This is a genomic window from Syntrophomonas sp. UBA1041, assembly GCF_002316705.1.
Taxonomy (GTDB): Bacteria; Bacillota; Syntrophomonadia; order Syntrophomonadales; family Syntrophomonadaceae; genus DTU019.
Genome location: NZ_DCEA01000093.1, coordinates 38,916 through 53,463, shown reverse-complemented (window position 1 = coordinate 53,463; position 14,548 = coordinate 38,916). Strand labels below are relative to the sequence as shown.

10 protein-coding genes are annotated in these 14,548 nt (G+C 50.4%); 2 read left to right on the top strand and 8 right to left on the bottom strand.

The genetic code is table 11. From position 1 onward, the window contains the following. Window positions 1-95 precede the first annotated feature (95 nt). Window positions 96-1,322, bottom strand: coding sequence for a CaiB/BaiF CoA transferase family protein (locus B2633_RS13780; RefSeq protein WP_483171299.1), 1,227 nt, complete (start codon window positions 1,320-1,322; stop codon window positions 96-98). Window positions 1,323-1,497: 175 nt separating this feature from the next. Then, the gene (locus tag B2633_RS13775; protein WP_483171298.1) at window positions 1,498-3,252 is read right to left on the bottom strand and encodes an acyl-CoA dehydrogenase family protein; all 1,755 of its coding nucleotides are present in this window, start codon (window positions 3,250-3,252) and stop codon (window positions 1,498-1,500) included. Window positions 3,253-4,264: 1,012 nt separating this feature from the next. On the opposite strand from B2633_RS13775, the gene B2633_RS13770 reads away from it, so the two are divergent. Then, on the top strand, window positions 4,265-4,906 hold the full coding sequence (locus B2633_RS13770; protein ID WP_483171296.1) for a transmembrane-type terpene cyclase: 642 nt from the start codon (window positions 4,265-4,267) through the stop codon (window positions 4,904-4,906). Between the two features lie 86 nt (window positions 4,907-4,992). Here B2633_RS13770 and tsaA read toward each other — a convergent pair whose 3' ends face one another. Then, window positions 4,993-5,814: a tRNA (N6-threonylcarbamoyladenosine(37)-N6)-methyltransferase TrmO gene (tsaA, locus tag B2633_RS13765; RefSeq protein WP_483171294.1), complete on the bottom strand. Its 822-nt coding sequence runs from the start codon at window positions 5,812-5,814 to the stop codon at window positions 4,993-4,995. Window positions 5,815-5,857: 43 nt separating this feature from the next. Next, window positions 5,858-7,639, bottom strand: coding sequence for an adenine deaminase C-terminal domain-containing protein (locus tag B2633_RS13760; RefSeq protein ID WP_483171293.1), 1,782 nt, complete (start codon window positions 7,637-7,639; stop codon window positions 5,858-5,860). 91 nt (window positions 7,640-7,730) lie between these two features. Between B2633_RS13760 and B2633_RS13755 the strand changes: the two genes are divergently transcribed. Further along, window positions 7,731-8,279, top strand: coding sequence for a DUF1905 domain-containing protein (locus tag B2633_RS13755; protein WP_483171292.1), 549 nt, complete (start codon window positions 7,731-7,733; stop codon window positions 8,277-8,279). Window positions 8,280-8,311: 32 nt separating this feature from the next. Here B2633_RS13755 and B2633_RS13750 read toward each other — a convergent pair whose 3' ends face one another. The 4 genes from B2633_RS13750 to B2633_RS13735 form a co-directional block, all read right to left on the bottom strand. Then, on the bottom strand, window positions 8,312-9,844 hold the full coding sequence (locus B2633_RS13750; RefSeq protein ID WP_483171291.1) for an FAD-dependent oxidoreductase: 1,533 nt from the start codon (window positions 9,842-9,844) through the stop codon (window positions 8,312-8,314). Window positions 9,845-10,039: 195 nt separating this feature from the next. Further along, the gene (locus tag B2633_RS13745; protein ID WP_483171289.1) at window positions 10,040-11,320 is read right to left on the bottom strand and encodes a DUF6612 family protein; all 1,281 of its coding nucleotides are present in this window, start codon (window positions 11,318-11,320) and stop codon (window positions 10,040-10,042) included. A 287-nt stretch (window positions 11,321-11,607) separates the two neighbouring features. Further along, entirely contained in the window at window positions 11,608-13,032 is a 1,425-nt protein-coding gene (locus B2633_RS13740; RefSeq protein WP_481037707.1) for an NADH-quinone oxidoreductase subunit N, read from the bottom strand. Then, a complete protein-coding gene (locus tag B2633_RS13735; RefSeq protein ID WP_483171287.1) occupies window positions 13,032-14,540 on the bottom strand; it encodes a complex I subunit 4 family protein in 1,509 nt (502 codons plus the stop codon). Before B2633_RS13735 ends, B2633_RS13740 begins: the two co-directional genes overlap by 1 nt. Between the last annotated feature and the right edge of the window lie 8 nt (window positions 14,541-14,548).

The following is a 14,548-nucleotide window of genomic DNA, read 5'->3' as shown; positions in this document are numbered from 1 at the left end:
TATTGGTACCGCCGGGCTTACAGCGACCAAGCCGCCCCATCCCTGAATAAGATGGGGACGGCTGCAGCCGCCTCTGCCCGCATAACGAAAGGCAGCTATTCAGCGATAATGGTTTTGGCATCCCGCATCTTTTTAATATATTCCTCACCATAGCCCAGTTCTTTAAGGATTGCGGCGGTATCCTGACCCAAGCGGGGGGCTTTGTTGACCGGGGGCAGCCCGGCTTCCTGGAATTGCACAGGTGGTCTGACCAGGGTTCTGGTTCCGCTTTCATATTCCAGTTCCGTGAAGTAATCATTTGCCCATGCCTGAGGATCCTGCAATACTTCACTCCAAACCTGTGCCAGAGCATAGGGCTGGTCGGTTTCAGTCATTATGGCGGCTACTTCAGCAGAGGTCAACTCCGCGAACCGGGCTGCGATGGCATCACACAGCTCCCCCATGTAGGGACCCTTTTTGAGGTTTTCAACATTGCTGAAGCGTTCGTCATTGAGCCACTCGGGATTCATGGCTTTAGCAAACGGGGTCCATTGCAGATCGTAATTGGGCATACTGATCTCTACCCAACGCCCATCTTTGGTCTGGTACGAACCGATCAAAGGATTGGGGTTTTCGCGACGTGAAATCGGGTAAGTGATCAAGCCGTACTGAGCGGTCTGCATCATGGTGGCTTGCAGGAAAATCGCAGCGCCCAAGAGGCTTACGCTTACTTTATCGCCTTTACCGGTTTTAGCCGCACGATATAGAGCAGCCATGACGCCGGCAGCCATGCACATGCCTACCACGCGGTCGCCCATACTGGGGATCAAGTTCATGGGAGATCCATCCTTGTCATACAGACTGCCTAATAATCCGGACCTAGTCCAGAAGGCAGTGAAATCATAGCCGGGAAGATCCTTATCAGGCCCTTTTTCTCCATAACCGGTAGCTGCACCATAAACCAGTTTGGGGAACTTTTCCTTCAGGGTTTCATAATCCAATCCCAGCCTTTTCAGGGCTTGGGGACGCCAATTGGTGATGAAAATATCAGCTTGAGCCAGAAGTTCCATAAGAACGTGATAACAATCCGGATTCTTCAGGTTCATTGACAGGCCTCTTTTGTTGCCGTTTTCAATTTCGAAAGTGAGATTCTCACCGGGCAAATCGGTGGGACGTCCTTCCGTTAAACCTGCTCCCGGAAATCTGGTGCCATCACCACGAAGATCTTCTATCTTTATCACTTCGGCGCCCTGATCCGCCAAAAACCTACCACAGCTGGCAGCCGTGATAAAAATCGCCAGTTCAACCACTTTTACTCCAGCTAATGGTCTGTTATTCTCCATACTCATTCTCCTTTTTCGAATAGTTGATAGAAAACTACTTGCTTCCGTTGAGATTTAACCGGGACGGATAGTGCAAGTTTCCTGGGAACTCCTGACTAAATCCCAACGGAGCAATTATATAGAAAGGGGTTAGATAGCCATGCTATGCCCGGCTCTCCCGTTCCGGCGCATTGGCTCAGGATACATATTTATTGGCTGAACTTATTGCTCCGGCCACTTCCTGCCTCAAGGCTATGGTATTCTTCGGCGTATACTGCAATAAAGTGCCGAGATCGCTGTACAGTTCGGCCAGTCGTTCACCGTCAGCAATCGCAGCCATTATCTCTTTAGCCCGATTAAAAACATCGTTTATATTCGAATAAATAAAGATATTGGCCATGTTTATTTTCAGCTGGGCACTGTCCTGGCAGTCTCGAGCCAACGCCTTCCGGGCGCGCAAGAGGGCGCTTTCCATTACAAATGCGGACATGATGATATCGGCTAGTTTGCCGACAATCTCTTCATGCTGTGCAATTTTCTTACCGTACTTTTCCAGTAGCGCCCCCAGTGTGAATAGGGCTATATCCTTGCAGGCCTGAACTAAATCGCTGGCATCGTTACGGACGGAAATGCCTGCAGCCATTTGAGCCTGCAGATTGGCAATGGCTTCTTTAAGAGGAATCTGCCCGCTTAGGCCCCGGCGTATCAATGTATTGGTGATAACCGTGCGGTTGATTTCATTGGTGCCTTCAAAAATCCGGTATACCCGGCTATCCCGATACAACCTCTCAATTGGATATTCAGAAATATAACCATAACCTCCGTGGATCTGCACGCCTTCATCAGTCACCTGTCCCAGGCATTCGGTCGTAAAGACTTTATTAAGTGAGCATTCCACTGCATACTCATCGAAACATGCGGCAACAACCCGTCCTCCGTCTGGGCCGGAGACATCCATACTCTGCACTTTGTTTTCCAAAAGGCCTGCGGTGCGGTAGACTGTGGATTCCATGGCATAAATCTTGGCAGCCATATCGGCCAGCTTTTCTTTTATCAGACCAAACTCTGCGATGGGCTGGTTAAACTGCCGGCGCTCATTGGCATATTCCACCGAAACATCCAGGGCATATTTGGCAAATCCAATGGTATTGGCAGCCATTTTAAAGCGTCCATTATTAAGGGCGTTAAAAGCCACCAAATGGCCCTTGCCGATTTCGCCCAATACGTTTTCCAGCGGAACCTTTACGTCGTCGAAATATACGGAACGGGTGGATGAGCCTTTTATTCCCATCTTGTGTTCTTCCGGGCTGGTAGAGACCCCCTCGGCATGCGCATCCACAATAAAGGCAGTGAATTTATCTCCATCAATTTTGGCAAAGGTGATAAATACGTCCGCTATACCTGCATTGGTGATAAATTGTTTAGCTCCATTCAAGACATAATGTTTGCCATCCTCACTTAAGACGGCCTTGGTTTTGGCGCTCAATGCATCCGATCCTGCTCCCGGTTCAGTCAACGCATAAGCCGTCACCAGTTCTCCAGTTACGAACTCGGGCAAGTATTGGAGCTTTTGTTCATGGGTTCCGAAAAAGACCAGCGGAACAATGCCAATACTGGTCTGTCCGCCATGGGTCTGGATAAAGGAGCCGCCTTTGCCAATGCACTCGGCAATAATGCATGAGCTGACTTTATCCAAATCATATCCGCCGTATTCTTCCGGAACATCCGCACCCAGGAGTCCCAGCTCTCCCGATGCCAGGAGAAGCTCTTTATTGAGACCTTCTTTTTTGGCTTCCAGGTCGTTCATAACCGGCAACACTTTGTCATTGACAAAACCTATAGCGGTCCGGTAAATCATGTGATGCTCTTGGCTAAAGTCTTCCACGGTAAAGATGCTGCTTGGATCAGTTTGTTCCAGAAGAAAATCTCCACCTTTAGGCAGATTGTTCAATTTATTTCACCTCACATTACTTTTTCGATTGACCAAACCTATTTACCATTAGTGCAAAGCCTTCAACCAGCTTTATCAACCTTGAAAATGTTCAGGCAAGTCAATCTATAAATCCGTTTCCTTGAAAACGATTTCATGTTGCTGCTTAAAAGCCACAGTCCTCCCTTCTCTCGCTCCATCATGGCTTGCATTTATTATTAATAGAGCAAAAAACATGCCAAAGAAGTGGCTCACAAAATTTAAATAATAATAGCCTGTATCGAAACAACATCTATACGATACAGGCTTAAGGCAATACAATCATTTGCATTCTTATATATTTCTACATATTTCTGCAATGTAGCTGGTTCGCTACGCGCTTTGTATCATTAATAGTAACTTGTAGCCGGTTTGCTACATCCCCAATTCCGGGTTTTCGGAATTTAAAGGGGATATGTTTCACGCCGCCGCTATTGGCCTGGTCTTGCACCACCTGGCATATCCCGGGAAAGGTTTGAACGTTTAAGAAAAAACCGGTTCTGATTATCAGAGCCGGCATGGGGAGGGAATAAAGCATTATCTTGAAAAATCGGCCGGTCCCGGGCAGGGGGGTGGGGGGGACCTCTTCCCGGGCCGTGCCTATTAAACGGAATACCGTATATATAATCATAATTGCAATTTCCGTACCAATTTCTTATTCAGTTTCCGAGTGTGAAGATTTGGCCTTATCTCAGGACTGCCGTCTATCTATACCCGATGAATTCACAGTACCATTAAGCAAAATATGAGGGGCGCGCCACGGCAGGGAGAACTTCTGGTTCGCAACGGGGAGGGTCGTGGGTTCCAGAAGCCCTCTCCAGCCGTCTTAATTGCTCTGAAAACATCGCAGCCTTCCAGGATGTCATTAAGGACTTACGGCGGATAGCCGGGAAACGAAGATTTAGGCTATATGGCATTAAATAAACCGTGAATGGAATATCTATATTGAAAGGGGTCTTGTTATAGATAAGTTTTAAGCGGTGGAGGGTTGATATTGGATATCGTATCTGTTTTTCAGTTAGCCGCCGGGGTATTCTGGTCCGCGACTTATGTGCTGATAATCTTCAAGGGATTCCGCGACAAAACCCCGGGTATGCCTATGATAGCGATGTGCGCTAATCTGTGCTGGGAATTCATCTTCTCCTTTATTTATCCCCACGGGGGGCTGCAGGGCAGGTTGGATATGATCTGGCTGGCCCTGGATATGGTGCTACTGATGCAGTATGTCAAGTATGGCCGGGATGAATTCTCCCGATCGCTGCCGGTTGAATATTTCTATCCTACCTTGCTGTTGGCTTTAGCGCTGAGCTTTGCCATAATATCTGCCTCAGTGCCGGAATTAAATGATCCCCTTGGCAAATACGCGGCCTTTGCTCAGAACCTCATGATGTCGATACTGTTCATCTCCATGCTGAGGAGACGCGGCAGCACCAGGGGGCAGTCCGTCTACATCGCCCTGTTTAAAATGATCGGCAGCCTCATTCCCGCGGTCGGCTTCTACCTCTATTTGAGATCGGACCTGGTAACCGCACTTACCGCCGCAACCCTGCTGTTCGATCTGATTTATTTCTGGATGATATTCAAACAACAACGGATGGAGATGCGCCAGCCCAAAAGCGTTACCATATCCGGGTGAGGAAACGAGCCTGGGCGCGATAATAATTCGCATCAGATGCTGCGAAGAGAAAGGTCAGATTGAAGCCCCTGCGCCGGTACAGACGATTAAGGTCCCAAATTGCACTGGTCTGTAGCCACTATCTCGAACAGTTCTTCATCACTGATTACCTTAAAGCTTTCCCGGTTTACGGACTGCTTCGCCGTCACCCTGAGGCTGAGGCCCGGAGTTTCCCATATGCTTTGCGCCAGGTTACCTGACTCCGTAAATCTGAAACGGGCTGGATTGGCCAGACGCGCCCGGCTTAATCCCTGCAGAGTATCGGCCAGGCAAGTCGAACCGCTGACTTGCAGGAACACCTGGGGCAGGGTTATTTGTCCCAGATATTCATCGGCGATCAAAGCCATGCGCACCGCCATGTACAGGTCGTCACACTCCTCCTGATGATGGGTCAGAGCTTGTTTTAAAAATATATCGCGGCGCATCGAGAGCTCATAAGGCCGAATATACGGCGTTGCCGGAGAGAAAACAATGTCCTGTTCGTAATAGGGTTTGATATCCAGAACCGGAGTGCCATCGATAGCATCCAGGTTGGTGACTTTTAACACATTGCCATCAACCGCTTGCAGACGAACCAGACTCAACCCTATGGGGTTGGGTCGATTGGGCGAGCGCAGGCTAAATACCCCGTATTGAGGCAGATAAGGATTGACCCGGGCCGGCACCGAAACCAGACTTTCCCGGTTTGACAGGTGAAACCAGCTTAGAATCCACAGGTGTGAATTGGTTTCTATTCTGCATAGAGCCTGGCTGTACCGGGGGTCCACTACTATCTCGGCCGGCTTGCCCGGTATGGGGACATCACTGGTATCCTTGGTTGGGGAGCGCACGATCCCGATAGGCTGAAGATTTATACCTGTCTCACACACAGCATCCACATCCCTTCCACTTTATAAGTCCGGATATTCATATCTAATCGTTGCCGCGCCGCCGAGTCCCGGGGATCGGTCGTGAAGGGCGCAATAATTCATGGGTTTTAACCTCGAAAATCCCATCCCTGGTGAGACGGATAGCAGGCAGATGGGTGGATGACAGGAACTGCAAAGTATAGAAAAGATCATGATGGGGATAGCCTGCTGCCACTAATACTTTCTCAATCTGTTCGGCGGCCTCGATAACATGACCCATGGGCCTCGAACTCATACTGCCGCCCAGGGGCAGGGCAATTTCGGCGGCAATTCCCCGTGCCTGAACAACCACTATACCGCCACCCAACTCCAGGGCGCGGTGCAAGGCCTGCAACATAGCAGGAGGGTCTTGCCCTAAAACCAGTATATCGAAGGAGGTAGTGTAGGTGGTGGCCATACCATCCAATTTATTTGCAAATCCTTTAACAATACCGTGAGTGACCAGACGATAATCGCGGCTGATCAACGCAGCATAACACAGCCCCCGGCCTTTTTCGATATGCAATTTGTCACCCAACGGTTTTATCTCTTCTCCCAGCACATAGTCACAACGCATGGTTATGACCGGGTCGATTAATTGTATGACGGGAAAAGCGGTCTCACCGTTGAATTTCGGTTGAAATTCGATACTATTTAAATCTACCGAAGGTTCCTCCAGGATCCTGATCCCCAGGCCATTCCAATCCAGTCGTACAGTGTCATGATACCTGATCAATGTTGATCCCTTCCTTTCCACCGCCAGCTTACCATCGGCAAAGACCATGCCGGGAGTAGGATCATCAAGACTTTCCAACACCAGGATATCCGCTATGCGGCCCGGGGCCAGGCCGCCGGTTTCATCATCAAGGCCCAGATATACAGCGGGATTTCTGGTCATCATCTGATAAGCCGTGATTGGGGGCACACCATTTTCTATAGCAATTCTAATCAGGTGATCGTTGAAGCCATGCCTCAGGAAGGTGGTTTTGGGTGCATCCGTAGTCATCATCATTCTTTCCCAGGCCAGGTTTTCGTACTTCAACAGCCCCTTTAATATATCCGGGAGGTCAGGCCGGAGTGAGGAATTTCGCAGCGAGGCATACATTCCCATGCGCAAGCGCAGCATTGCATCCTCTGCGGTTATGGATTCATGGCAAGCGGTTACCCCCGCCGCCGCCAGGGGGTTTAAAGTCCTTTCCGATGCTCCGGGCGCATGGCCTTCAGCCTTTTTCCCCAGTGAAACGGCATCCAGCAGCCACTGCTGCATCTTGTCGCTGCCCCCGATCAAGGCGGGCCAATCGGTTAACTCCCCTACCTGTACGAAGCTCTGGTGTTGAATCAAGCGGCTTACTGCTTCCGGAGTAAATTGCGCCGCTTCCTGTTCATCGAAAGTTTGTGAATCCAGCCGCGCGCTCCACAGCATTTTATGGGGATGCCGACAAATAGCCTCCACCATTTCTATGATATTATCGGAGGATATAAGATTCATAAAAAATAGATTGTCGTTAACCGAACATGTGGTTCCCCAGCAGAGCACTTCATCAGCAAAGGCCACCGGGTGGTGCAATGTAAAAGGATGGGCGTGCGGTTCTATGTAACCCGGCGCCAGCACCCGGCCCTCAAGGTCGATGACAGAGGTGGAATCTCCCCTCATGCAGTCTGAGGAACCCAGGTAAGCGATCCTCTGCCCTTTTACAGCCAGGTTGGCTTCAACCAGCCGGCCATTATATACGTCCAGGATCTGCCCTCCGGCAAATAAATAATCGGCCGGTTCCAGTCCTCTGGAGACCGCAATCAGACTCCTCATTATGTCAAGATTCCAAGGTCTTAGTTTTCCTCTGGTCATTATTATAAGTCTCCGCTGGTATGTCTGGTAGAATTTGTGATTAACTCAGGCTATGAATAATTTTAACATAAACTCTATCGCTCAGGGCCACGGCTGTTATACCATCATGATGGGTTATACTAGGGTCAAGGAAGTGATAATAGTGGCGCAGAGTTTTACCGCAATCGTTAAAAAGCATGAGGGCATTAACGGCGCATACGTGGAAATACCGTTTGATGTGGAAGAAGTGTTTGGAGCCAAAAGGGTAAAAGTTAAAGCCAGATTCGACGGCGTTGAATACAGGGGGTCAATTGTGAGAATGGGAGGCTGCTACTGGATAGGACTGACCCAGGAGCTGCGAAAAACCATCGCCAAAAACCCGGGCGATTCTGTCCAGGTAGAAATCGAAAAAGACGAAGACGAGAGGGTGGTAGAGCTGCCCCCGGATTTTGCGAAGGTTTTAGAAAAAAGCCAGCCAGCCAGGAGTTTCTTTGAGCAGCTTTCCTACACTCACCAGAAAGACTACGTACAGTGGATAAACAGCGCCAAACGGCCTGCAACCAGGACCGCCCGCATTGAAAAAGCCTTGTCTATGCTGCAGGCCGGAAAGAAATCAAGATAGACCATTTAGATTAATAACCGGCTTCTTTTATGCTATTCAAATACACGAGCCTCCACCGCATTGGGGCATTGGTCGGCGGGGTGCAGAATATTAAAAGCCGGTCCTTCAACAACCTCGCCTGTATAATTGAATCTGGAACCGTGACAGGGACAATCCCAGGTCTGTTCAGCATCGTTCCAGTTCAGCTCGCAGCCTAAATGCGTACAGGTGATATCGACAATATGAAGCTCGCCATTATCATCCCGGAAAGCACCATACTTTTCCCCGTCGATTTGAATGGCCCTGCCTTCCCCATTGGAAAGCTCAACCCCTTCAGGGAGCCGGCTTATCTTCCCTGCTGCCAGGTTCTTGCCTATATTAAGGTTCAACCCCACAAAGGTTTTCGCCGCGGTCAGGTTGAACCGGGAGGGATTGTAGACCTGTGCCCAGGGACTGTCCCCTCTCGTAATCAAATCACTTAAAACCATGGCAGATGCGGTACCATTGGAGATGCCCCACTTGCCGAAACCGGTCGCAACGTAAATATGGGGGCTTTTAGAGGTGAGATGGCCCACATAAGGAATGCCGTCCAGGGTTCTATAATCCTGAGTCGACCAGCGGTACAACACTTCCTTGACCTCAAAGTTCCCATGCGCGAAATCCAGCAGATTTTGATAATGAGCGTTCATATTCCGACCCGAGCCGGCTTGATGACTTTCCCCGGCCACCAGGATCAGTTCCCCCTCCTCATAGGGTTGGGACCGAAGTGAACGGGAGGGGCTTTCCGCGTTGATAAACATCCCTTCCGGCAGCTTCTCCTGGGCTTTTATGGCGACTATATAGGCCCGGGTCGGGTTAAGCTTGGTGAAGTACAGGCCCCCTCCATCGAAAAAGGGGAAGTGTGAAGCGATTATAATCTTGGCGGCCGTAACCTTTTGCCCCTGGCGGGTAATTACCGCCAAGGGATTCTCGTCAATACCTACTGCGGTAGTTCTTTCAAAAATGCAACTACCCTGGCCGGGTATCTGCCGGGCCAGGCTTTTCAGATATTTCAGGGGGTGGAATTGGGCCTGATTATCAAACCGCAAAGCTGCCCGGACAGAAAAGGGCAAAGGGCTGTGATCCATACAGCTCGCCTTGATGCCCAGACTGCAGGCTGCCTGAGCCTCATCCTCCAGATCCTTCATATACTTATCGGATTGGGCAAATACATAGGCCGGCCGCCAGGAAAAATCACAATCGATATTGTTTTCGGCAGCAGTGCTGGCGATGAGATGAATAGCGCTCTCATTGGCATCAGCGTATTGCTGCGCCATTTCCTGCCCTATTTGTTGTTTCAGCCTGGCGTATATGAGGGAATGCTGTGAGGTTATCTTGGCGGTGGTATGTCCGGTGGTACCCTGTAAAATCCGATCAGCTTCGATGATCGCCACTTTCATGCCCTGTTTTTTCAACAGATACGCGGTTGTGATACCAACGATGCCGCCGCCGACTATTGCCGTATCCACCTGAAGATCTTGCTGTATTTCCGGATAATCGGTACCTGGAGTTGAAGCCATCCAGAATGAACTGGGGGCATCCTGCATAAATAACACCTCTTGCCTAGTTATTGATGCTATTAGCTTGCTGCAATTAAGGGCATTTATACCAGCAATTTCTTCTGGAAGGATGAGTCACGGGGACGGCAGACTGTGGAGGGAGTCACGGGGACTCCTCCGTGACTCCTTTGAGATTAAAAAGAGGCCATCCCTTAACGGGATGGCCCCCTGGCTCGCTTGAAATTATTCGGCAGTCATTGCGGCCATAACTTCAGCCATAGTCTTGGCCCCGCTCACATCCGGCACCTCAAATTCTACACCATAATCATAAATCTGATAGACGGCCTGTTGTTTCGATTTGATTTGCATCGAAGTGGCCGGAGTGCCGCTTTCTTCATTAGCAGGTATGTCCAAAGTCATGTTCATATCCATATCCATATCCATGGAAACCATGAGATAGGTTTCATAGTCGAAAACCATGTCATAGCTCATATCAGCTTTGAAGTTCTTCAAAACCTGGTCCAGGATTGCCTGAAGCTCGGTGTCATTCGCTTCTGCGTCGCTCGCCTTGAACAACCCGGTTTGCTCGATAACGGAGTTGAGGTATTTACCCAGGGCTTCTTCGCTCATGGCAACATGAATGACTCCATAGTTTTTGCCCTCAACCACCTTATCAGCCTCGTAGTTGACAACCGCGCCGAACTCTTTCATCTGCAGGACTGATTGAACCGGATCCTGGCTGCCGTACTGCTCCATCAGCCGGTTAAGATCCAGACCCTCCATTTCCATCTTGACCCAGCCCTCGTATCCGGGCATGGTCATAAACATACCTTCATCGTTCAGCACCACTTCACTGACCAGTGCTTCCGGGGGAACCGCTTCATCTGTGCCGGTAATATTGTCAACCTTCATACTGGTTGACACATAGCCCAAAAGGGGTTTCTCCTGAACGGAAGCATTGACTTGACCGGACATATCCACGTTTTGAATCTGCCCGTCAGCGGTCATCTCCATCTGCATGGTGGTGTCAGCCTTCATTTTATAGCGGCCTTCACTGGTCATAGCCTGGGTAATTTTGCCCAGCATTTGCTCTGCGGTTAAACCCGCTTTCAGAACTGGCGTGGTGACTGAAATTTCGTTTTTGCCGGCATCCCAGCCGACTTGGGCCCCGAAGCTCTCCAGGACAAAACGCAGGGGCACCATGGTGTCCTGATCAACCAGCTGCGGCGCCAAAGGCATGGCCTTCTCCTGGCCGTTCAATACTGCCGCTTTGCTGCCCAGCTTCATTACCAGCGTTGCATCGTCCAGGCCAATAGTGATGGTCTCGTTTTCAACCGTGGTCTCAACCGGCAGGGCTTCTTCAATAAAAGTCAGCGGCACAGCAGTGCTTCCGTCGTAAACGGTAAATGGACCGTTATAGTCCTGTCCATTCAGTTTAAGCACAAAGCCAGGTTCCGCTGCTGCCGGAACTACCGAAAGCGCGATCAACAACACGGCCATAGCCAGAATTAAGGTTTTACGCATAAAAACACCCTCCTTTAACAAAAAAACACAACTAAAACCCCAGCCAAAAAATAGCCCTATTAATTAGGACGCTAAAAGCCCTGAAAACTTTCCTGATTTACTTGAAAAAGTTCTTTTAGGCTTCGCGAAAAATTGGATCTCCCCGCACAATATTCCATTTGGCCCTCCCCTGTTAGGAAGATTAGACTATAAAGCAGGTTCAGTTACGGATGACACCTGAGATTTGGAGCCTTGATCCATATCATGTTTAAAATAAAAAAAGTCCGGCATGCTGCTGTCCAGTACGGCTAACGCAGCACCTGTACCGCCAATTCAGCAAAATGCGACAGCGGCTCGGGGTAGATGCCGATTAAAAGCGTGCCGGCCAGACAGACCAGAAGGGCCAGCCGTGCCATAACCGGAACCGCCAGGGTTTCGCCGCCGTCATTGCTGCCAATGTACATGACCCGGGATACATTCAAGTAATAATACACTGACACCATGCTCATAATCAGTCCCACAAAAGCCAGCCATATATAACCCGACTGTATTGCACCTGAGAAAAGATAAAATTTACCGGCAAATCCGGCCATCGGGGGGATGCCGGCCAGGGACAGCATGCAAACCGTCATAACAGCGGCCAGCATCGGGGCCCTTTTTGCCAAGCCGCTGAAGGCCTCCATATCCGAACTGCCGCTTTGCGTCTCCACCAGGGTGGTCACGGCGAAAGCCCCTACATTGGAAAACACATAAAGCATGGCATAGAATAAGACCCCTTTGAAGCCATACACATTGGCGGCCGATAGGCCCACCAGGATGTATCCGGCCTGAGCGATACTGGAATAAGCCAAGAGCCGTTTCACATTGCTCTGTGCCAGAGCTATCAGGTTGCCGGCAACTATAGTAACCGCAGCCAGAACAGCCAGGAGCAAGGTCCAGTTAAAATGCTCCACCGGCAAGGCCAGGAGAAGGACGCGCAAGAGGGCGGCAAAAGCTGCTGCCTTGGAGCCGACCGCCAGATAGGCGGTTACCGGAGTGGGTGAGCCCTGATAGATGTCCGGGGCCCACATATGAAAAGGCACCAGGGCGATCTTAAAGCCAAAACCTGCGATCAGCATGATAATTCCAGCAATCAAGACCGGCTGGGTGGTGGGCAGCGGCTGCAAAGCCCTGTAAATCTGGTCGAATACAGTAGAGCCGCTGGAAGCATAAATCAGGCTCATGCCGAAAAGCAGTACCGCTGATGACAGGGCCCCCAGGATCAGGTATTTTAATCCCGCCTCAGCGGAAAGCCCATCGTTCAACAGATAGGCACTCAGAATATAGAAGCTGATGGTCATCAGCTCCAGGCCAACATATAGAGTTATCAGATCCCCGGAGGATGCCATCACCATCATGCCCAGAGTAGCGAAAAGCATAAAGCTGAACCATTCACTCTGCCGCAGGCCGAACAAATCGGTGTATCGGCCCGCCATGGCAAAAATCAGCACAGCCGCACTCAAAAAAAGCACTTTGAAAAAGTTGCTGTAGCTGTCTACCTGATAAACACCCTCAAAAAATACGGCCTCCTGGTTGAACTGCCAGATCACCACTGCCAGTGTTGCCAGGACTCCACAGATGGACAGCAATCCGGCCGCCTTGGGGCCGCGTCCGGGCAGAACCAGACCAGCCATAAGAATCAATATGCCCAGGAGAGCCACCAGGATTTCTGGAGCCAGCAATTGATAAGGCATTATAAGCTCCCTCCCATCTGTGTAAGGTCGATTTGGGCCAGGAGCTGGCCCATGCCGCTGTTAATCAGATCCATGAGCATAAAGGGCAGGATACCCCCCACGATGATGGCTCCACCAAGCACGATTAGAGGCACCATCTCGGTACCTTTCAGATCCTCCAGGTGATCCCACTGCTCTTTGCGGGGGCCGAACAAAACATCCCCCAATGTGCGCAGGATATATACGGCGGTGAGGACGATTCCGGAGACGGCAATTACCGTCAAGATGCGGTACTCTTGAAAGGCGCCTACGAAGATGGTGAACTCCCCGATAAAATTCACCAGCCCGGGGAGTCCCAAGGAGGCCAGCCCGGCCAGCATAAGGCCGGTGGCCAGCCGGGGCATTTGGTGCGCCAACCCGCCGAAATCGGCCACATCCCGGGTATGGCTCTTATGATAGAGGCTGCCGATCATAGCGAAGAACAAGGCCGCCATAACTCCATGAGCGAACATCATCATGACGGCGCCGTTCAAGCTGATCAGGTTGAGGGCGGCAAAGCCGATCAAGACATAACCCATATGGCTTACAGAAGAATAACCCACAATATATTTCAAATCCTTCTGGCTCAGGCAGATAAAGGCGGCATAAACCACATTGCCGATGGCCAGAACCGCTATGATGGGAGCAATAAACTTGGCTCCCAGGGGCAGTATAAAAAGCCCGATGCGGATCAAGCCGTAGCCCCCGATCTTCTTTAAAACCCCGGCATGGATCATGCTGACGGCAGTGGGCGCTCCGGCGTAGCCGTCCGGAGACCAGGCGTGAAACGGGAACATGGACAACAGGGTGCCAAATCCCAACGCCATCAAAGTAAAGGCAAATACCTGGAACCAGACCGGGAAATCCACTGTGGCCAGGGTGCCGATATCCATGGTGGGATAGCCTAGGATGGCCTGGGCTTTAATGAACAAGGCGATCAGGCCCACCAGTAAAAAGGCGCTGCCGATTAAAAGGTATATGGTCAGCTTCATGCCGGCGTATTCCTTGGTGACCCGTTTGGAAGAACCAAACATGATTACCAGAAGATATATAGGTATTACGACCACCTCATAAAAGAGGAAGAAAATGAACAGGTCGGTCGCTATAAAAGTACCCATAACCCCGGTTATAAGCAAAAGCAACAGGGCGAAGAATTCCTTGACCCGCTCCTCCACCTGCCAGCTGGCATAAACCGCACTGAAACCGATCAATGTGGTCAGAAGAAGCATGGGGATGCTGATGCCGTCTACCCCCAGGGCATAAGATACTCCCAGGTCGCGTACCCAGGGAATGCTTTCCACGAACTGCATGCCCGCCTGGCCCCGGTCAAAACCGAAAAACACCATTAGGGAAAGCAAGAGGCTGATAAAGGAACTGGCCGCCGCAATGTACTTAATGCTGGTCTTTCTTTCTGCAGGCATCAGCATAATCCCGACAGCCCCAAATACAGGAATCAAAAGAGCCAGGCTCAATATTGGAAATGAATGCATATCATGCT